Origin of the sequence: Corynebacterium qintianiae (assembly GCF_011038645.2) — a bacterium.
Classification (GTDB): Bacteria; Actinomycetota; Actinomycetes; order Mycobacteriales; family Mycobacteriaceae; genus Corynebacterium; species Corynebacterium qintianiae.
On record NZ_CP064955.1, the window covers coordinates 867,509 to 885,556 of the forward strand.

The window sequence follows — 18,048 nt, forward strand, 5'->3', positions numbered from 1 at the left end:
CGAGATTATTCAAAAGGAGCAACATGGCGAGCCACACCTACGACTGCCTCACCCCGGAGGGTCGCACCGAGGGGATCAAGGCCGCGGCGGATGCCGTCCGGGCGGGCCAGTGCGTGGTGATGCCGACAGACACCGTCTACGGCATCGGGTGCGACGCGTTCAACAACGACGCCGTTGCCAAATTGCTGGCCACCAAGCGGCGTGGCCCAGACATGCCCGTGCCAGTACTTGTCGGCTCGTGGACGACCATCCAGGGCCTGGTGCGTGAATTCAGCGAGACCGCCAAGACGCTTGTCGAGGCCTTCTGGCCCGGTGGATTGTCTATCGTCGTGCCCGAGGCGCCGTCACTGCCGTGGAACCTTGGCGATACCCGCGGCACGGTGCTGCTGCGCATGCCGAACCAGCCGCTCGCGATCGAGCTGCTGCGGGAAGTCGGCCCGATGGCGGTCTCGTCCGCAAATCTGACCGGTAACGAGCCGCCCGTGACCACATCCGCCGCACGCCAGCAGTTCGGCAATGCCGTGCCGGTCTACCTAGACGGCGGCAGGGCGGCGGTGGGGGAGCCATCGACAATTATTGATATTTCGGGCCCGCACCCGGTGATTTTGCGCCACGGGGCGATCAGCGCTGAGCGGATCGGTGAAGTCTTAGAACTTGACCCGGAGAGCCTGCGGAGGTCGTAAGTGGGCGGTGCCGGCGTGCCGCTGCGCGAGCTTGGTCTGGTCCTGCTCGTCGCCGCTGCGATAACCTATCTCGCTACCGGAATGGTCCGCTCGTTGCTCGTGCGCACCGGCCGCGTCGCGGAGATCCGCACCCGCGACGTGCACACCCAACCCACGCCGTCGCTGGGCGGCCTGGCCATGTTCACGGGGTTCATATGTGCCGTATTCCTCGCGCAGCAGCTTCCGGCGCTAACCAGAGGGTTCGCGCCCGTGACTCCGGAGATGACGGCAGTGGTGGCCGGCGCCTTCGCCATCGTGGTGGTCGGCATCATCGACGACCTTTACGAACTCGGCGCCCTGACCAAGTTCATCGGCCAGTGTTTCGCCGCGGTGCTGATGAGCTTTTTGGGCCTGACCTTCACGGTTGTGTTCGCGCCTTTCGGAGATGGGACGACCCTCATCCTGGATCAGGTGCAGGGGATGATGATCGCCGCGCTGTTCACTGTCGTGCTCGTCAACGCCGTAAATTTCGTCGACGGCATTGACGGCCTAGCGGCGGGCATCGGAATGATCGCCGGCGGGGCGATCCTGCTGTACTCCCTGACCATCCTCCACGACCAGGGTGGGGCTGTGTCGGCGTACCCGCCGGCGATTATCTGCGCCGCTCTCGTCGGCATCTGCGCGGGTTTTCTGCCCCACAACTTCGAGCCAGCGCGCATCTTCATGGGCGACTCCGGTGCGATGCTCATCGGCCTTCTCTTGGCCGCGGCGTCGATCTCGGCGTCGGGCAAGATCAACATGTCGCTTTACGGCACCGCCGACTTTGTCGCGCTGATCAGCCCCGTGGTCGTCGTCCTCGCGGCCGTCGCGCTCCCGCTCACGGACTTGGTGTGGGCAGTGGTCCGGCGCGCCGCACGGGGACAGAGTCCCACCACCGCCGACGCCGGGCACATCCACCACCGCCTCCTCGCCCTGGGGCACACCCACCGGCGCACCGTGCTCGTGCTCTATCTCTGGGTCAGCGCCGTCGCCTTTGGCGCGGTGAGTTTTTCCATCGTTCCGACCGGGCCCGCTACAGCGCTCACAGCTGCAGCGCTTCTGCTTGCGTGCGCCCTCACCCTCGTGCCTCTGCGCTCGGGCAAGATCGGCCGGCGCGGCGCGCGCTAGTAGGATATGGCCCCGTGAGTACCAATCCCGAGCTTGAGGTAAACGACACCTCCGATATCGACGACCCCCGCCGCCCACTGACCAGGGCGCTGCGCTTGGGCAGCTGGGCGCTGCTCGCCCTGACGGTCGCCTCCCTCATGGGCTGGGGAGCCACGCGCGGCCTGCCGGGAATCTGGGCGGTGCTCATGGGGGCGGCCGTCGGTGGCGGATTCGTTCTCCTGACCGCGCTGTCCGTTCTCATGACGTCGGGAACGACACCTTCGTCGACAATGGCGGTCGTACTCGGTGGCTGGCTGGTGAAGATGGTCGTGCTCATCATCATCCTGGCGGTGATACGAGATCTGACGTTCTACGACCACCTCGCCTTCGGTGTCACCACCATCCTCGCGCTGGTAATCGTTCTCGCCGTTGAAGCATGGGGTGTGGTCACCACCCGTGTCACGTACGTCAACTAGACGCCGTTAGGGAAGCGGGGCGTTGGGGTAAACGTCGGCAAGCACCCCCTGTGACTGACATTACAGCGCACGTTATGCTGCTGAAACGCTCCCTGTCGAGCCATAGGTAGTTCAGGCAATCCACAGCTTCGCGCCCGACACCCCCCGTTAGCAACCAAAAAGTTATTCACCTGTTAGGCTAACCGCTGGGTTTACTTGAGGTAACCACCCGCCAACCTGTGGGTTGGTGGAGACGTGCCTTCAAGACTTCCCCCTGCCCCGCGGTCGCTGATGTGCGACGGAGTCCGCCGCGGAGGCAGTCTTCTTGAAGACGTCCATCGCACCGCATTACTCAACGGTTATGCGGCCCGAGAACGGGAGAGAACGCTGAGCGTTACAACTTTGGCCGAGGGCTTTAAGGGTTCATTCCACGCGCCCTCACTTGGTCCAGAATTTTTCCCGGGGCAAACGTACGGCCACATGATTGGCGAGGACTTCGCCAACGGGTGGTTCGCACTCGATCGCATCATGATTGTCCGCCTCCTCGTTGCGGCGATCCTGGTGCTTCTCTTTGTTATTGCTTTTAGGAAGCCACAGCTGGTTCCTAAGGGTTTGCAGAACCTCGCGGAAATGGGTGTGGACTTTGTCCGCATCCACATTGCCGAGGACACGCTGGGTAAGAAGGATGGCAAGCGGTTCCTCCCGGTTCTGGCGACCATCTTCTTCACGATCCTGTTCATGAACGCGGCCACGATCATCCCGGGCCTCAACATCTCGCCAAACTCGCGCATCGGCATGCCGATCGTGCTGGCAGTTGTCGCCTACATCGCGATGATCTACGCCGGAGTGCAGCGCTACGGCGCAATGTATTTCAAGCACTCCCTCGTGATTCCCAACCTGCCTTGGTTCCTCCATATCCTGGTGGTTCCGATCGAGTTCTTCTCGACGTTCGTTCTGCGTCCGGTCACGCTGGCTCTTCGTCTCATGGCGAACTTCCTGGCTGGCCACATCATCCTCGTCCTTCTGTACTCGGCTACCAACTTCTTCTTCTGGCAGCTGAACGCCTGGACGGCGATTAGTGGTCTGACCCTGATCTCAGCACTGCTCTTCACCCTGTACGAGTTGATCATCATCTTCCTGCAGGCGTACATCTTCGCTCTTCTGACCGCGGTGTACATCGAGCTTTCGCTGCACGCTGATTCGCACTAACAAAGCGCGAAACCACAGGCCAAACTGAATAACCCCACCAAAATGTCACTCGCCCAACTGCCGACATACCGCGGCGCGCGGGCACCTAGAAAGGGAACGACTTTCACATGAACGAGATCATCCTCGCCCAGGCTGAGAACACCACCACCACCGCATTCGATGGCCTGCAGTCCATCGGCTACGGTATCGCCACCATCGGCCCGGGCATCGGCATCGGCATGCTCGTCGGCAAGACCGTCGAAGGCATGGCTCGCCAGCCCGAGATGGCCGGCCAGCTGCGTACCACCATGTTCCTGGGTATCGCCTTCGTCGAGGCTCTCGCCCTCATCGGCCTCGTTGCCGGCTTCCTGTTCTAAAAGAACGCGAATTTACATCCCGTACACCTTTTAGATCAGGAGCAACGTATGACAAACGTCACCATTTATAACGTGGCTGCAGAAGGTGCTCTTCCGCTCGAGACCGAGCCGTCCATCCTTCGGCCTCCCATGTACGACGTGGTTTGGTCGTTGGTCGTCTTCGTCGTTGTCTTCCTACTCTTCTGGAAGTTCGTTCTTCCGAAGTTCCAGGAAGTGCTGGCGGAGCGCGAAGATCGAATCAAGGGCGGCATCGAGCGTGCTCAGGTCGCCCAGGCTGAAGCCAAGGCTGCCCTGGAGAAGAACAACGCAGAGCTCGCCGAGGCACGCGCCGAGGCCGCTGAAATCCGCGAAGCTGCCCGCGCAAAGGGCAAGGAGATTGAGGCGGAGGCTCGCGTCAACGCCGAAGCCGAATCCCGCCGCATTGTTGAGGCGGGGGAGAAGCAGCTGCAAGCTTCCCGTGAGCAGGTCATCTCCGAGCTGCGGAACGAAATGGGCCAGAACTCCATCACTCTTGCCGAGCGGTTGCTGGGCACTGAGCTGTCCGAGTCGACCCGCCGTTCCTCCACGATCGACGACTTCCTGGCCCAGCTCGACAACGTTTCCACGAGGAAGTAGGCGAGATGAAGGCAGCTAGTCGCGAAGCACAAGAGCAGGTACAGGGTCAGCTGGAAGAGCTGATCCGCAACTCCGACGATTCCGTCGCCGCCGCCGCTCAGATCGGCACCGAGCTGTTCCTCGTTGTGGACCAGCTTGACCGCGAGCGCGCGCTGCGTGTCGCCGTTGCGGATCAGTCGCTCGAACCCGCCCAGCGCGAAGGCATCGTCAACGACGTGTTCGGCCCCAAGGTTGCCGAACCGACCAGACAGGTGCTTGCCGCCGCAGCCAAGCAAGAGTGGTCCACCCCGCGCGATTTGCGCACCGGGCTGGTCAACCTCGGCCGCCGCGCACTACTGAAGGGCGCCCAGGAGCAGGGCCAGCTTGAACAGGTAGAAAACGAGCTGTTCCAGTTGTCCGTGTTGCTGGAGAACGAGAAGCAGCTGACCCAGTTGCTGTCCGACCGCACCGCAACCGCGGACAAGAAGCGCGGGCTGCTGGCTAACGTGATTTACGGCAAGGTGACAGTGTTCACCGAGGCCTTGGCTTTGCAGGTGATCGGCCGGCCCGCGCACAACCCCGTCGACGACCTCGCCGCCGTGGCCACCCAGGTGGCCGAGCTGCGGGGCAAGACGGTCGCGCGAGTCGCAACCGCTGAGGAGCTCGACGGTTCCCAGCGCGAGACGCTCGCCGGCAAGCTTGAACAGATTTACGGCCGTGAGATGGCCATCCACTCTGAGGTTGACCCCAGCCTCCTCGGCGGAATGGTTATCCGAGTCGGTGACGAGGTTATTGACGGCTCTACGCGCGGCAAGATCACGCGCTTGCGGGCCGACCTCGCCGCCACGACGGCTTACTAGACAAAAATATGCTGGAACAATCTACCGAGAGCAGGAAGAACATGGCGGAGCTGACGATCTCCTCCGATGAGATCCGTAGCGCGATAGCGAACTACACCTCGAGCTACTCTGCGGAGGCCTCCCGTGAGGAGGTCGGCGTGGTGACTTCGGCCGCAGACGGCATTGCCCAGGTTTCCGGGCTGCCGGGCTGCATGACGAATGAGCTGCTCGAGTTCCCCAACGGTGTCATCGGCGTTGCACAGAACCTTGAGACCGACTCCATTGGTGTCGTGGTCCTGGGTAACTTCGAGACGCTCACCGAGGGCGACGAAGTCAAGAGGACCGGAGAGGTCCTTTCCATTCCGGTCGGGGAGGACTTCCTCGGCCGCGTAATCAACCCGCTGGGCCAGCCGATCGACGGCCTTGGCCCGATCGAGGCCAATGAGGAGCGCGCACTCGAGCTCCAGGCCGCGGGCGTTCTCGACCGTCAGCCGGTCGAGGAGCCGATGGCCACCGGCATGAAGGCGATCGACGCCATGACGCCGATCGGCCGCGGCCAGCGCCAGCTGATTATTGGTGACCGCAAGACCGGCAAGACCGCAGTCTGCATCGACACCATCCTCAACCAGAAGGCTTTCTGGGAGACCGGCGACCCCTCGAAGCAGGTGCGCTGCATCTACGTAGCCATCGGCCAGAAGGGTTCCACCATTGCAGGCGTGCGCCGCACCCTCGAGGAGCACGGCGCCTTGGAGTACACCACGATCGTCGCCGCGCCGGCGTCCGATTCCGCGGGCTTCAAGTGGCTGGCACCGTTCTCCGCTGCCGCTTTGGGCCAGCACTGGATGTACCAGGGCAAGCACGTCTTGGTCATCTACGATGATCTGACCAAGCAGGCCGAGGCATACCGCGCCATCTCGCTTCTGCTGCGCCGCCCGCCGGGCCGCGAGGCGTACCCGGGCGACGTGTTCTACCTGCACTCCCGCCTACTGGAGCGCGCCGCCAAGCTTAACGACGAGCTGGGCGCCGGATCCCTGACCGCGCTGCCGATCATCGAGACGAAGGCGAACGACGTGTCCGCCTTCATTCCGACCAACGTCATCTCGATCACCGACGGCCAGGTCTTCCTCCAGTCGGACCTGTTCAACCAGGGCGTGCGACCCGCTATCGACGTGGGCATCTCCGTGTCCCGCGTCGGCGGCGCGGCGCAGACCAAGGGTATGAAGAAGGTCGCTGGCTCCCTGCGTCTCGACCTCGCGGCGTACCGCGACCTGGAGGCCTTCGCAGCCTTCGCGTCCGACCTGGATTCCGCTTCCAAGCGACAGCTCGAGCGCGGCCAGCGCCTGGTCGAACTGCTCAAGCAGCAGGAGAACGCACCGCAGTCCGTCGAGTTCCAGATCATCTCGATCTGGCTCGCGAACGAAGGCGTCTTCGACGTCGTTCCCGTCGCAGACGTCCGCCGGTACGAGTCCGAGCTGCACGAGCACATCCGTGCAACCGCTCCCGAGGTCTACGACCAGATCGCAGGCGGTGCCCCGCTCGACGACACGTCGAAGGCGACCCTGCTGCGCGTCAACGAGGATTTCGCTCGCGGCTTCCAGACCACCGAGGGCGAGCGCGTCGTGCGCGAGGCCGAGGCGGAGCCGCTCGACGCCGGTGAAGTCAAGAAGCACCAGCTCAACGTCAACCGCTCCAAGTAGTCAACCACTTGGATCACTTCTACAAAAGGAAGGGAGGAGAGTAAACCATGGCAACACTTCGCGAATTGCGTGACCGCATGAGGTCCGTCAACTCCACGAAGAAGATCACCAAGGCCCAGGAACTGATTGCGACTTCGCAGATCACCAAGGCCCAGCAGCGCGTCGAGGCGGCCAAGCCGTACGCCGACGAGATGCAGCACGTCATGGAGCGCCTCGCAGCCGCGAGCTCCCTCGACCACCCCATGCTCCACGAGCGTGAGAACGGTCGAGTTGCGGCGATCCTCGTGGTCACCTCTGACCGCGGAATGGCTGGCGGTTACAACCACAACGTCCTCAAAAAGGCGGCCGAGCTAGAGCGCATGCTCACCGAGGCTGGATACGACGTCGTTCGCTTCGTAACCGGCGGCAAGGGCGTAACGCACTACAAGTTCCGCGACAAGGAGATCGGTGGCGCATGGACCGGTTGGTCCCAGAAGCCTTCGTTTGAGGCGACGCACGACGTGCGACGCCACATCGTCGACGGGTTCCTCGCCGGATCCGCCGGCACGGTCGAGTGGCGCGAGGGCGTCACCGGCACGGAGGGCCAGCGCGTCCCCGGTTTCGACCAGGTGCACGTCGTCTACACCGAGTTCGTCTCCATGCTGTCCCAGGAGGCACGGGTTCACCAGCTGCTGCCGATCGAGCCTGTGCTTGAGGAGTTCAAGTACGAGCAGGACGGCATGCTGGTGACGTCCGGTGAGGCCGGACCGGATATGGATTTCGAGCCGGACCCGGACACCCTCATGGAGAAGCTGCTCCCCGCATACGTTTCCAGGACTCTCTATTCGATTTTCCTGGAGGCTTCGGCGTCGGAGTCCGCTTCGCGCCGTACCGCCATGAAGAACGCGACCGACAACGCGACGGAACTGGCGAACAACCTGTCCCGTGAGGCTAACCAAGCCCGTCAGGCAAAAATCACCCAGGAAATCACCGAGATTATCGGCGGCGCAGGTGCGCTGTCCGATAGTGGAGAAAGTGACTAAATCATGACAACTGCTCTGTCTTTTGATGGACGCGATGAGCCGACGGGCGAGGCTGAGAACCAGGCTGCAGCCCGCGAGGCCGTGAACACTCAGAACCCGGCGGGTTCGGAGAACGGCCGCATCGTTCGCGTCATCGGCGCAGTCGTCGACGTGGAGTTCCCGCGCGGCGAGCTGCCCGAGCTGTACAACGCACTGCACACCGAGGTCGAGCTCGGTGAGCTGTCCCGCACACTGACACTCGAGGTCGCCCAGTTCTTGGGTGACAACCTCGTGCGCGCCATCGCCATGGCGCCAACGGACGGCCTCGTCCGCGGTGCACAGGTGAAGGACTCCGGCAACCCGATCTCCGTCCCCGTCGGCGACCAGGTCAAGGGCCACGTGTTCAACGCCCTTGGCGAGTGCCTCGATGACCCCTCCGTGGGCGTCGACGGCGAGCGCTGGGGCATTCACCGCGAACCGCCGGCCTTCAAGGATCTCGAAGGCAAGACCGAGATTCTTGAGACCGGCATCAAGGTCATCGACCTGCTGACCCCGTACGTCAAGGGCGGCAAGATCGGCCTGTTCGGCGGCGCAGGCGTGGGCAAGACGGTTCTCATCCAGGAGATGATTACCCGTATCGCCCGCGAATTCTCCGGCACCTCCGTTTTCGCGGGCGTCGGCGAGCGCACCCGTGAGGGCACCGATCTCTTCCTCGAGATGGAGGACATGGGCGTTCTCCCCGACACCGCCCTCGTGTTCGGCCAGATGGACGAGCCGCCAGGGGTCCGTATGCGCGTGGCACTGTCGGGCCTGACCATGGCGGAGTACTTCCGCGATGTCCAGAACCAGGACGTGCTTCTGTTCATCGACAACATCTTCCGCTTCACCCAGGCGGGCTCCGAGGTGTCGACCCTTCTGGGCCGCATGCCTTCCGCCGTTGGTTACCAGCCGACCCTGGCGGACGAGATGGGTGTGCTCCAGGAGCGCATCACCTCAACCAAGGGCCGCTCGATTACGTCTCTGCAGGCCGTTTACGTGCCGGCGGACGACTACACCGACCCGGCTCCGGCGACCACCTTCGCCCACCTCGATGCGACCACTGAGCTCTCCCGTTCGATCGCGTCGAAGGGTATCTACCCCGCAGTGGATCCGCTGACGTCGACTTCCCGCATCTTGGAGCCGGGCATCGTGGGCGAGCGCCATTACGCGGTCGCACAGAAGGTGATCGGCATCCTGCAGAAGAACAAGGAACTGCAGGACATCATCGCCATCCTGGGCATGGACGAGCTGTCCGAGGAGGACAAGCTCACCGTCATGCGCGCGCGTAAGATCCAGCGCTTCCTCGGCCAGAACTTCTTCGTCGCGAAGAAGTTCACCGGCGACGAGGGTTCCTACGTGCCGCTCGAGGAGACCATCGAGGCGTTCGACCGCCTCGCCGAGGGTGAGTTCGACGCCTACCCGGAGCAGGCGTTCTCGAACCTGGGCGGTCTGGATGACGTCGAGGCCGCGTACAAGAAGCTGCAGGAGAACTAGGAGGGCCACATGGCTGAAATCACCGTGCAACTGGTCTCGGTCGACCGCATGATCTGGACCGGTCAGGCCAGCATCGTCACCGCCCAGACCACCGAGGGTGAGATCGGCATTCTGCCGGGCCACGAGCCCCTCCTCGGCCAGCTCAAGGACAACGGCGTTGTCACGATCAACCCGGTGGACGGGGATCGCATCATCGCCGCGGTCCAGGGAGGCTTCCTCTCCGTGGTCGGTGACAAGGTCACCGTTCTGGCTGACTGGGCCGTTCTTTCCGACGAGGTCAACTCCTCCGAGGCAGAGACCAACGCCAGCCAGGATGATGATGAGCTGTCCAAGTGGCGCGGGCAGGCCGAGCTTGCCGCGGTGCGCCGCGCCAGCCGCTAACCGTCACCGGTAGTTCGCCGCTTCACCCGGAAGGCAGCAGCTGCCCGCATCAAGCGGGAACTGCTGCCTTTCGCCATGCCCGGGGTACACCTTTTGGCCAATTTCCCAAACTTCCCCCAGCAGTTACAATGGCCAGAAATGCTTGTTTTTACAGGTAGGAGTGGATGGATGGAGATAGTCGGCTATGTGCTCGTGGCGGCCGGTCTCATCCTCCTGCTTGCGGCCCTGTGGCGGTTCACATCGGTGCGCAATCACGGTTCCCAGGGACTGCTCAGGCAGATGCCGGCAGAAGGAGTGCACGGCTGGCGCCACGGCGTGTTCCTTTACAGTGGCGAAAGCCTCAAATTCTACAAGCTGCGTTCCCTCGCGTTCAAGAGCGACATTGTGCTGTGTCGCCGGGGCACCGAGGTCGAGGGTTTCCGCGATGTAACGGATGCGGAACGAGAGATCATGCCAGACATCGACCGGGTCCTGGTGCTCGGCTCCCCGAGCGGCACCTACGAATTCGCCAGTGATCGTCGCGCGCGAATGGCGCTGGTGTCCTGGCTTGAGTCGGCCCCGCACGAGCGGCAGATGCGCCGCGACCTCAAGGTTCCTGCCCAGCGCGCTCAGCGCGGCCGCGCGTACCGGTCCTAACTCCAGCCTAAGAAGCAGCGCCGGTAACCTGGTACCCATGCGTCTCGTCATTGCACAGTGTTCCGTGGACTATGTCGGCCGCCTAGACGCGCACCTGCCATCCGCGACGCGGCTGATAATGGTCAAGGCGGACGGTTCCGTCTCCATCCATGCCGATGACCGCGCCTACAAGCCGCTGAATTGGATGACCCCACCGTGCACTCTCCGGGAGGAAGCCGTCCTTGACGTTGACGGCGGTGACACCGGCGAGCAGCTTTGGATTGTGGAGAACGGCAAGGGAGAACAGTTGCGCATCACCATCGAGCGGGTCGTGAGTGAAACAGCGGTGCAACTTGGCCGGGACCCGGGCCTGGTCAAGGATGGAGTGGAGGCGCACCTGCAAGAGCTGTTGGCGGAGCACATCCACACTCTGGGCGTGGATTACAGCCTCATCCGCCGCGAGTACCCGACAGCGATCGGGCCGGTGGATATCCTCGCGCGTGACCCGGAGGGGCGGACGGTGGCAGTGGAGGTCAAACGGCGCGGCGGAATCGACGGTGTGGAGCAGCTCTCTCGCTATGTCGATCTGCTCAACCGCGACGAGCTGCTCGCCCCCGTGCGAGGGGTATTCGCTGCCCAGGAGATCAAGCCGCAAGCGCGCACCTTAGCCGAGGACCGGGGGTTCCGCTGCCTCGTTCTCGACTACAACGAGTTGCGTGGCATTGAGTCCAGCGAGCTACGCCTCTTCTAGGGGACACGGATGCCACGGCGAAACAGGCGCAGCAACATCACCCCGCCCTACGTTCTGCCCCGCGACGGCACGACATTCATCGGAACCCAGCACGTGGAAGGTCCGCGATGGGCCAACGGTGAGATGTACTGCGTTCGCCAGATAGGGGCGTCGGCGGCGGCCAAGTTCTATGTCTGCCCGGGGTGCAACCACAACATCCCGCCCGGTGTTTCCCACGTGGTGGCGTGGCCGCGGGATTCGGGCAGGGGAGGAGACGACAGAAGGCACTGGCACAAGCATTGCTGGGAGCGTCGATAAGCTTCGCCGCTAAGCTGGGCCCCATGATTGCCGCATTCTCGGTCGCCCCGACGACCACAGATAACCCTTCCGCTGAGATGTCGGGCGCCGTTGCACGCGCCGTTCGTGTGGTGCGCGAGTCCGGCCTGCCGCACGAGACGACAGCGATGTTCACCACCGTGGAGGGTGAGTGGGATGAGGTGATGGATGTGATCAAGCGCGCTACACAGGCGGTGGAGCAGGTCGCGCCGCGGGTGTCGCTGGTGATCAAGGCCGATATCCGGCCGGGGCACGACAACATGCTGGCGACGAAGATGGAATCCCTGAACAAGCATTTCGAGGAGGAGAAGTAGATGGCGAAGATCGGACCGGGCTACCAGGCGGGAGCAATCGATCTGTCAGCGTTGAAGCAGCAAGCGGAGAGCGCCCCACCGGCATCCGGCGTGGGATTCGAGGCACTTGTCACGGCGACGGAAGCCAATATCGAGGACGAAGTCCTGCGCATGTCGCTGAAGGTTCCCGTGATAGTGCACATCGGAACTGACCGGTCGCCCGATTCCGCGGCGCTGCAGTCCGCCTTCGCGGATCTCGCGCGGGGCCAGCGCCAGTTTCGCGTGGCCTACGTGGACGCCGATGCCACCCCGTCGGTGGCGCAGATGTTCGGTGTTCGCGTTCTGCCCACCGTTATCGCGATTGCGGCGGGCCGCCCGGTGACCAGTTTCGAGGGAAACCAGCCTGCCGAACAGCTCACACAGTGGGTCGAGGCGCTCGTCTCCAACGTCGGCGCGCAGCTCGAGGGGCTTGGCGACGACACCGCAGAGGCGGAGCAGGGGGAGCCGGAGGACCCACGTCTCGACGCCGCTACTGCCGCGCTCAACCGGGGCGACTTCGACGCCGCCACGGCTGTGTACGACGAGATCCTCGGCGATGACCCGACGAACGCGGAGATCAAGCAGGCGCGCGCCACGGTCGGCGTGCTCAAGCGGCTTGACCCCGGAAATAGGACCATTGACCCGGTGGCGGCGGCTGACGCGGATCGAGGGGACGTGGACAAGCAGCTCGCCGCCGCCGACGCGGAAACCGTCGCCGGGATGCCCGAGAAGGCCTTCGATCGCCTGCTGGCGCTGGTCAAGGCGGAACCGAAGGCGAAGGAGCGCCTGCTCGAATTGTTCACGCTGTTCGAGCCGGGCGATCCGCGCGTGATCGAAGCGCGCACAAAGCTCGCCTCGGCTCTTTTCTAACTGCCTGCCTAGCGCACCAGCTTGTACATCTGCACGCTCATCGCGGGCAGATGCAGGGACAGCGACTGCTCGAAGTTGTCCCACTCCGTCGGCTCGGTGTGCACCATCTTCGGCAGTTCGTTGCCCGCGCCGCCGTAGATGGAGTCGTCGGTGTTGATCACGAGCTGCCAATTGCCCGCCTCCGGCAGGCCCAGACGGTAGTCAGCGTGGGATGCCCCGGAGAGGTTGACCACGGCCAGCAGCGGCTGGCCGTCGACGCCCCAGCGCACGTAGGCGAGCACGTTGTGCTCGTGGTCGTCGCCCTTGACCCACTGGAACCCCAGCGGCGTATTGTCCTGGCTGAACAGGGCCGGGGTGTCGCGGTAGACGAAGTTGAGGTCGCGCACCAGGCGTTGAATGCCGGTGTGGTACTCATGCGCCCATCCACCGCCCACGTTGTCCCAGTTGATGGAGTGCGCCTCATCCCACTCGGTGGTCTGGCCCCACTCGCAGCCCATGAACATGAGCTGCTTGCCCGGGTGGGAGAACATGTAGCCGAACAGGGCGCGCAGGCCGGCGGCCTTGTTCCAGTCATCGCCGGGCATGCGCTCCCACAGCGACCCCTTGCCGTGGACGACTTCGTCGTGGGAGAACGGCAGCACGTAGCGCTCCGAAAACGCGTAAACCAGCGAGAAAGTGATCTCGTTGTGGTGGTAGTAGCGGTGGATGGGATCCAGGGAGAAGTACTCCAGGGTGTCGTTCATCCAGCCCATGTTCCACTTCAGGGAGAAGCCGAGGCCGTCGGAGGCGGTCTGGGCGGTCACACCCGGCCACGCGGTAGATTCCTCGGCGATGGTGACCACACCCGGGTGGGTGCGGTGCAGGGTGGCGTTGGTCTCCTGGAGGAACCGCACAGCGTCCCAGTGTTCGCGCCCGCCCTGGCTGTTCGGCAGCCACTCACCGGGGTTGCGTGAGTAGTCGAGGTAGAGCATCGAGGCCACGGCGTCGACGCGCAGGCCGTCGAGGTGGAATTCCTCACACCAGTAGAGGGCGTTGGCCACGAGGAAGTTGCGCACTTCGTTGCGGCCAAAATCGAAGACGTAGGTGCCCCAGTCTTTCTGCTCGCCGCGGCGCCAGTCCGGGTGCTCGTAGAGGGCGGTGCCGTCGAAACGCCCCAGCGCCCAGGCGTCCTTGGGGAAGTGGGCCGGGACCCAGTCGACGAACACACCGATGCCGTTGGCGTGGAGCTCGTCGACAAGCGCGCGGAACTCATCCGGCGTGCCCCAGCGCGCGGTGGGCGCGTAGTAGCCGGTGACCTGATAACCCCAGGAGCCGCCGAAGGGGTGCTCGGCGACGGGCAGGAACTCCACGTGGGTGAAGCCGTTCTCCACGAGGTAGGGAACCAGCTCCTGCCTCATGGTGGCGTAGTTGGAACCCTGCTTCCAGGAACCGATGTGACATTCGTAGACGCTCATCGGCGCGTTGGTCGGGTCGAGCCCGACGCGGCGCTGCATCCACTCCGCGTCTTTCCACTCGTAGCTGCTCTGCGCCGCGACCACAGAGACGGTCTCCGGGGGAGCGAGGGTTTGGCGCGCCATCGGGTCGGCCTTGTCGGCGCGAACTCCGTCGACAGTCTGGACGGCGAACTTGTAGTGCGCCCCGGCCTCGATCCCCGGAATGAAAACCTCCCAGACACCCGTGGAGCCGAGGGTGCGCATCGGGTACTGGTTGGGGTTCCAATTGCAGAAGTCACCGACAACGGCCACGCCTTGGGCGTTGGGCGCCCACACGGCGAAAGAGGTGCCGCGCACCTCACCAAGCGGGGTGTTGTACGTGCGCAGATTTGCACCGAGCACCTCCCAAAGGCGCTCGTGGCGGCCTTCGCTAATCAGGTGCAGGTCAAGCGAGCCCAGGGTGGGCAGGAAGTGGTAGCCGTCGGCGGCGATGACCTCCTTGCCCAGCGGGTACTGGATGCGGAACCGGTAGTCGGGCGCGCGGTCGTCCTCAAGCCCGATAACCCAGATGTCGTCCCCGATCGGCTCCATGTCGCGGTGCTCGTTATGGATGAGCAGCTCGACTTTCTCCGCGCCGAGTTGGCGCGTGCGGATGACGGAGCCTCCCGTTGCCCCGGGTACGGAGTGCCAGCCGTAGAAGTCGTGCGGCGCGTGGTGCTTGCATTCGAGCAGGCGGCCGCGGTCGGCGTCGGGGATCGTCAGCTGGGAGGTGTTGCTCGCCATGTTCATCCTTGCGTGGTCTGGGGTGAGTTGTGCTTTTCGACGCTACCGAATTTCGGCCCAGGTAACGGGTTACGGCCGGTAGTCGTGGTCACCAATGACGCGGAAGGCGAGGCGCTCGCTTATCGACGCCCCCACGTCCGGCAGCCGGAAAATGTGTGCGACGTTGGCTTCGGGCGTGAGCCGTACGTAGTTGTCGGTGCTCCACGTGTAAGTCTCACCGGTGATGAGGTCGTCGACCTTGAAGCTCTCGCCCGGGTTCAGGCCGATTGCCTCGGCGTCGATGTGGACCATGCCCTCCTGGGTGGCGAATGGGTCGAGGTTGACCACCACCAGGATCGCGTTGCCGGTCACCGCGTCGACCTTGGAATAGGCCAAGATCTGCTCGTTGTAGACCTTGTGGAAGTGGAGTTGCCGCAACTGCTGCAGAGCCGGGTTCTCGCGGCGCAGCTGGTTGAGCAGGGTGATGTACGGCTCCAGGGACTCACCGCGCTCGAGCGCCGCTGCGAAATCCCGCGGGCGCAGCTGGTACTTCTCGGAGTCCAAGTACTCCTCGGACCCAGGCGCGACGGGCTCATGCTCGTAGAGCTCGTAACCGGAGTAGACACCCCACAGCGGGCTCAAGGTCGCGGCGAGGGTGGCGCGGATGGCGAACACCGCTTTGCCGCCGGTCTGCAGCGATTCGTGCAGGATGTCCGGGGTGTTGACGAAGAGGTTGGGGCGTGAGACATCGGCGACGTCGACAAGCATCGTGGCGAAGTCCTCGAGCTCGTCCTTCGACGTCTTCCATGTGAAGTGGGTGTAGGACTGCGAGAAGCCGATTTTGGACAGTCCGAACATGCGCGGCGGGCGGGTGAACGCCTCCGCGAGGAAGATGACCTCGGGGTTGGTCTCGCGGACCTCCGCGATGAGCCAATGCCAGAAGTCGACGGGCTTGGTGTGCGGGTTGTCCACGCGGAAGGTGGTCACGCCGAGATCGACCCAGTACATGATGACGCGGTAGATCTCCGCGTACACACCCTGCGGGTCGTTGTCGAAGTTGATCGGGTAAATGTCCTGGTACTTCTTCGGCGGGTTCTCGGCATAGGCGATGGTGCCGTCGGCGAGCACGGTGAAGAACTCCGGGTGCTCGCGCGCCCACGGGTGGTCCGGGGCTGCCTGGAGTGCGAAATCGAGGGCGATCTCCAGGCCCAGCTCGCGGGCGTGCTCCATCATCTCGAGGAACTCGGTTTCACCACCGAGTTCGGGGTGGAAGGCGTCATGCCCGCCCGCCTCCGAGCCCACGGCCCAGGGCGAGCCCACGTCGCTGGCTTCCGGGGTCAAGCTGTTGTTGCGTCCCTTCCGGTTGACCTCGCCGATCGGGTGGACCGGCGGGAAGTAGACGGTGTCGAATCCCATTGCGGCCACGCGGTCTAGCGCTTGGGCCGTAGTCGCCCACGTGCCGTGGACCGGCTCACCTTCGGAGTCGACACCTCCGGTGGAGCGGGGGAAGAGTTCGTACCACGAGTTCACCAGCGCGTCGCGGCGCTCGACGTGGATGTCGCAAACCGGTCCCCGCGTGACCTGCTCGCGCAGCGGGTACTCGTCGAGGATCTCGAGCACCTCATCACCCAGGCCCGGCTCGATGCGCGACTGCAGGGGCAGGGAGGCGTCGGCAAGCGTGCGCGCGACGTTCTCCAGCGCCTCGCGGTCACCCTCTGGCGTCTGCGCTGCGGCGCGCTCGAACAGCTCGATGCCGTGGGCGATGTCGTTGGCCAGCTCCGCCTCGGTCTGTCCTGCGGCCAGCTTCTTGGACACGGCGTTGCGCCACGTGGACATCACGTCGCTCCACGCGTCGACGCGGAAGCGCCACATGCCCTCCGTGTCAGGCACAAATACGGCGTGGACGTAGTCAGGGCGGTAGACCTCCTGCTGCATGTGGATTGAGTACTGCTCCGCGTTAGGTGCGGTTAGGACCAGGGTCGCGGCCACCGCGTCGTGGCCCTCGCGCCACACCAGGGCCGAGACCGGAACAACTTCGCCGACCACGGCCTTGGAGGGGAGGGTGCGCCCGGACACCTGTGGGCGTACGTCGTCAATGCCAAATCGTCCAGTCATCTTTGTGCAGATCCTTCGCTTCAGGCTCGTTTCCCGCTGACAGAATTCCAGATTAGCCATTGGGGCCGTGACGTGCCGGGCGGCACGGTGCCGCCAAAGGCAGGGGGTTTAAGCCACAATGGAGGACGTGACTGATCGTGAACATGACGCTGTGACTGACCCGGTGACTGACCCGGACCTGCTTGTGGATTTCCGCGCAGTGGAGTACTCCCGCGGCGGCGCCACCCTAGTGGGGCCGGTGGACTGGCAAGTTGAGTTGGACGAGCGCTGGGTGGTCATCGGACCCAACGGCGCCGGCAAAACCACGCTGATCCGCATGGCGTCTGCGCAGGAGTTCCCGTCATCGGGCGCGGCGTTCGTCATGGGGGAGCGGCTCGGGCGCACGGACATGCGTGACCTCCGCGCGCAGATTGGCGTGACGTCCTCGGCTGTCGCCCAGCGCGTGCCCGCGGCGGAGAAGGTCGGTGACTTGGTCGTCTCCGCCGGCTACGCCATCCTGGGCCGTTGGCGCGAGGAGTACGACGAGATGGACTACGACCAGGCTATCGAGGTGCTCGAGCAGGTCGGCGCGATGCACCTGATGGAGCGCACCTGGGGCACCCTGTCCGACGGTGAGCGCAAGCGCGTTCTCATCGCCCGCGCCATCATGACAAACCCTGAGCTGCTGATCATGGACGAACCCGCCGCGGGCATGGATCTCGGCGGCCGCGAGGACCTCGTCGCCTACCTCGGTGACCTCGCGATGGACCCGGACGCGCCGGCGATCGTGATGATCACCCACCATGTCGAGGAGATCCCGCCGGGGTTCACGCACGCGTTGCTTCTCGACGAAGGCCAGGTCGTCGCCCAAGGTCTCATCGACGACGTATTGACCTCCGAGAACGTCAGCCGCGCCTATCACCAGCCGATCGAGGTAACCGTCAGCGACGGCCGCTACGCGGCCCGCCGGAAGCGTCGCGGGGGAAATCACCGCGCCAAGTAA

At 64.1% G+C, this 18,048-nt stretch carries 19 protein-coding genes; 17 read left to right on the forward strand and 2 right to left on the reverse strand.

The genetic code is table 11. The features are described from left to right. Positions 1–23 precede the first annotated feature (23 nt). The 16 genes from G7Y29_RS04305 to G7Y29_RS04375 all read left to right on the forward strand — a co-directional run bounded on the left by G7Y29_RS04305 (position 24) and on the right by G7Y29_RS04375 (position 12,756). Positions 24–683 (forward strand): L-threonylcarbamoyladenylate synthase, encoded by a 660-nt coding sequence (locus G7Y29_RS04305; protein WP_165002142.1) that lies wholly within the window; start codon positions 24–26, stop codon positions 681–683. Continuing rightward, complete coding sequence (locus G7Y29_RS04310) at positions 684–1,829, forward strand: glycosyltransferase family 4 protein (RefSeq protein ID WP_165002143.1); 1,146 nt, start codon at positions 684–686, stop codon at positions 1,827–1,829. A gap of 14 nt (positions 1,830–1,843) precedes the next feature. Further along, entirely contained in the window at positions 1,844–2,284 is a 441-nt protein-coding gene (locus tag G7Y29_RS04315) for a Cg1360 family ATP-synthase-associated protein (protein ID WP_165002144.1), read from the forward strand. Between the two features lie 459 nt (positions 2,285–2,743). Beyond that, complete coding sequence (atpB, locus tag G7Y29_RS04320) at positions 2,744–3,472, forward strand: F0F1 ATP synthase subunit A (RefSeq protein WP_488153994.1); 729 nt, start codon at positions 2,744–2,746, stop codon at positions 3,470–3,472. Between the two features lie 107 nt (positions 3,473–3,579). After that, complete coding sequence (locus G7Y29_RS04325; protein ID WP_165002146.1) at positions 3,580–3,828, forward strand: ATP synthase F0 subunit C; 249 nt, start codon at positions 3,580–3,582, stop codon at positions 3,826–3,828. Between the two features lie 48 nt (positions 3,829–3,876). Beyond that, complete coding sequence (locus G7Y29_RS04330) at positions 3,877–4,443, forward strand: F0F1 ATP synthase subunit B (RefSeq protein ID WP_165002147.1); 567 nt, start codon at positions 3,877–3,879, stop codon at positions 4,441–4,443. A 5-nt stretch (positions 4,444–4,448) separates the two neighbouring features. Further along, positions 4,449–5,282 carry a F0F1 ATP synthase subunit delta gene (locus tag G7Y29_RS04335; RefSeq protein WP_165002148.1) on the forward strand — a complete coding sequence of 278 codons (834 nt, stop codon included), beginning with the start codon at positions 4,449–4,451 and terminating at the stop codon, positions 5,280–5,282. An 8-nt stretch (positions 5,283–5,290) separates the two neighbouring features. Then, positions 5,291–6,958, forward strand: coding sequence for a F0F1 ATP synthase subunit alpha (gene atpA, locus G7Y29_RS04340; protein ID WP_165002149.1), 1,668 nt, complete (start codon positions 5,291–5,293; stop codon positions 6,956–6,958). A 47-nt stretch (positions 6,959–7,005) separates the two neighbouring features. Next, complete coding sequence (locus G7Y29_RS04345) at positions 7,006–7,980, forward strand: F0F1 ATP synthase subunit gamma (protein WP_165002150.1); 975 nt, start codon at positions 7,006–7,008, stop codon at positions 7,978–7,980. Between the two features lie 3 nt (positions 7,981–7,983). Beyond that, entirely contained in the window at positions 7,984–9,492 is a 1,509-nt protein-coding gene (gene atpD, locus G7Y29_RS04350; RefSeq protein WP_235933454.1) for a F0F1 ATP synthase subunit beta, read from the forward strand. A 9-nt stretch (positions 9,493–9,501) separates the two neighbouring features. Further along, positions 9,502–9,873, forward strand: a complete 372-nt coding sequence (locus G7Y29_RS04355) for a F0F1 ATP synthase subunit epsilon (RefSeq protein ID WP_165002151.1) — start codon at positions 9,502–9,504, stop codon at positions 9,871–9,873. A gap of 168 nt (positions 9,874–10,041) precedes the next feature. Further along, a complete protein-coding gene (locus tag G7Y29_RS04360) occupies positions 10,042–10,509 on the forward strand; it encodes a DUF2550 domain-containing protein (protein ID WP_165002152.1) in 468 nt (155 codons plus the stop codon). A 37-nt stretch (positions 10,510–10,546) separates the two neighbouring features. Next, complete coding sequence (gene nucS / locus G7Y29_RS04365) at positions 10,547–11,239, forward strand: endonuclease NucS (RefSeq protein WP_165002153.1); 693 nt, start codon at positions 10,547–10,549, stop codon at positions 11,237–11,239. A 9-nt stretch (positions 11,240–11,248) separates the two neighbouring features. Next, positions 11,249–11,536 carry a hypothetical protein gene (locus tag G7Y29_RS10810; RefSeq protein ID WP_165002154.1) on the forward strand — a complete coding sequence of 96 codons (288 nt, stop codon included), beginning with the start codon at positions 11,249–11,251 and terminating at the stop codon, positions 11,534–11,536. A 23-nt stretch (positions 11,537–11,559) separates the two neighbouring features. Continuing rightward, a complete protein-coding gene (locus tag G7Y29_RS04370) occupies positions 11,560–11,868 on the forward strand; it encodes an MTH1187 family thiamine-binding protein (RefSeq protein ID WP_165002155.1) in 309 nt (102 codons plus the stop codon). Beyond that, positions 11,869–12,756 carry a tetratricopeptide repeat protein gene (locus G7Y29_RS04375; RefSeq protein ID WP_165002156.1) on the forward strand — a complete coding sequence of 296 codons (888 nt, stop codon included), beginning with the start codon at positions 11,869–11,871 and terminating at the stop codon, positions 12,754–12,756. An 8-nt stretch (positions 12,757–12,764) separates the two neighbouring features. On the opposite strand, the gene glgB is transcribed toward G7Y29_RS04375, so the two are convergent. Continuing rightward, complete coding sequence (gene glgB, locus G7Y29_RS04380) at positions 12,765–14,972, reverse strand: 1,4-alpha-glucan branching protein GlgB (protein ID WP_196820181.1); 2,208 nt, start codon at positions 14,970–14,972, stop codon at positions 12,765–12,767. Between the two features lie 69 nt (positions 14,973–15,041). After that, entirely contained in the window at positions 15,042–17,066 is a 2,025-nt protein-coding gene (locus G7Y29_RS04385; protein WP_165002157.1) for a maltotransferase domain-containing protein, read from the reverse strand. A gap of 118 nt (positions 17,067–17,184) precedes the next feature. Between G7Y29_RS04385 and G7Y29_RS04390 the strand changes: the two genes are divergently transcribed. Beyond that, complete coding sequence (locus G7Y29_RS04390; RefSeq protein WP_165002158.1) at positions 17,185–18,048, forward strand: ABC transporter ATP-binding protein; 864 nt, start codon at positions 17,185–17,187, stop codon at positions 18,046–18,048.

Bases quoted from the DNA above. Each gene is read 5' to 3' on its own strand.
- G7Y29_RS04305 (WP_165002142.1), top strand. From the start codon at position 24: ATGGCGAGCCACACCTACGACTGCCTCACCCCGGAGGGTCGCACCGAG.
- atpB (WP_488153994.1), top strand. From the start codon at position 2,744: ATGATTGGCGAGGACTTCGCCAACGGGTGGTTCGCACTCGATCGCATC.
- G7Y29_RS04325 (WP_165002146.1), top strand. From the start codon at position 3,580: ATGAACGAGATCATCCTCGCCCAGGCTGAGAACACCACCACCACCGCA.
- G7Y29_RS04330 (WP_165002147.1), top strand. From the start codon at position 3,877: ATGACAAACGTCACCATTTATAACGTGGCTGCAGAAGGTGCTCTTCCG.
- G7Y29_RS04335 (WP_165002148.1), top strand. From the start codon at position 4,449: ATGAAGGCAGCTAGTCGCGAAGCACAAGAGCAGGTACAGGGTCAGCTG.
- atpA (WP_165002149.1), top strand. From the start codon at position 5,291: ATGCTGGAACAATCTACCGAGAGCAGGAAGAACATGGCGGAGCTGACG.
- G7Y29_RS04345 (WP_165002150.1), top strand. From the start codon at position 7,006: ATGGCAACACTTCGCGAATTGCGTGACCGCATGAGGTCCGTCAACTCC.
- atpD (WP_235933454.1), top strand. From the start codon at position 7,984: ATGACAACTGCTCTGTCTTTTGATGGACGCGATGAGCCGACGGGCGAG.
- G7Y29_RS04355 (WP_165002151.1), top strand. From the start codon at position 9,502: ATGGCTGAAATCACCGTGCAACTGGTCTCGGTCGACCGCATGATCTGG.
- G7Y29_RS04360 (WP_165002152.1), top strand. From the start codon at position 10,042: ATGGAGATAGTCGGCTATGTGCTCGTGGCGGCCGGTCTCATCCTCCTG.
- nucS (WP_165002153.1), top strand. From the start codon at position 10,547: ATGCGTCTCGTCATTGCACAGTGTTCCGTGGACTATGTCGGCCGCCTA.
- G7Y29_RS10810 (WP_165002154.1), top strand. From the start codon at position 11,249: ATGCCACGGCGAAACAGGCGCAGCAACATCACCCCGCCCTACGTTCTG.
- G7Y29_RS04370 (WP_165002155.1), top strand. From the start codon at position 11,560: ATGATTGCCGCATTCTCGGTCGCCCCGACGACCACAGATAACCCTTCC.
- G7Y29_RS04375 (WP_165002156.1), top strand. From the start codon at position 11,869: ATGGCGAAGATCGGACCGGGCTACCAGGCGGGAGCAATCGATCTGTCA.
- glgB (WP_196820181.1), bottom strand. From the start codon at position 14,972: ATGGCGAGCAACACCTCCCAGCTGACGATCCCCGACGCCGACCGCGGC.
- G7Y29_RS04385 (WP_165002157.1), bottom strand. From the start codon at position 17,066: ATGACTGGACGATTTGGCATTGACGACGTACGCCCACAGGTGTCCGGG.
- G7Y29_RS04390 (WP_165002158.1), top strand. From the start codon at position 17,185: ATGGAGGACGTGACTGATCGTGAACATGACGCTGTGACTGACCCGGTG.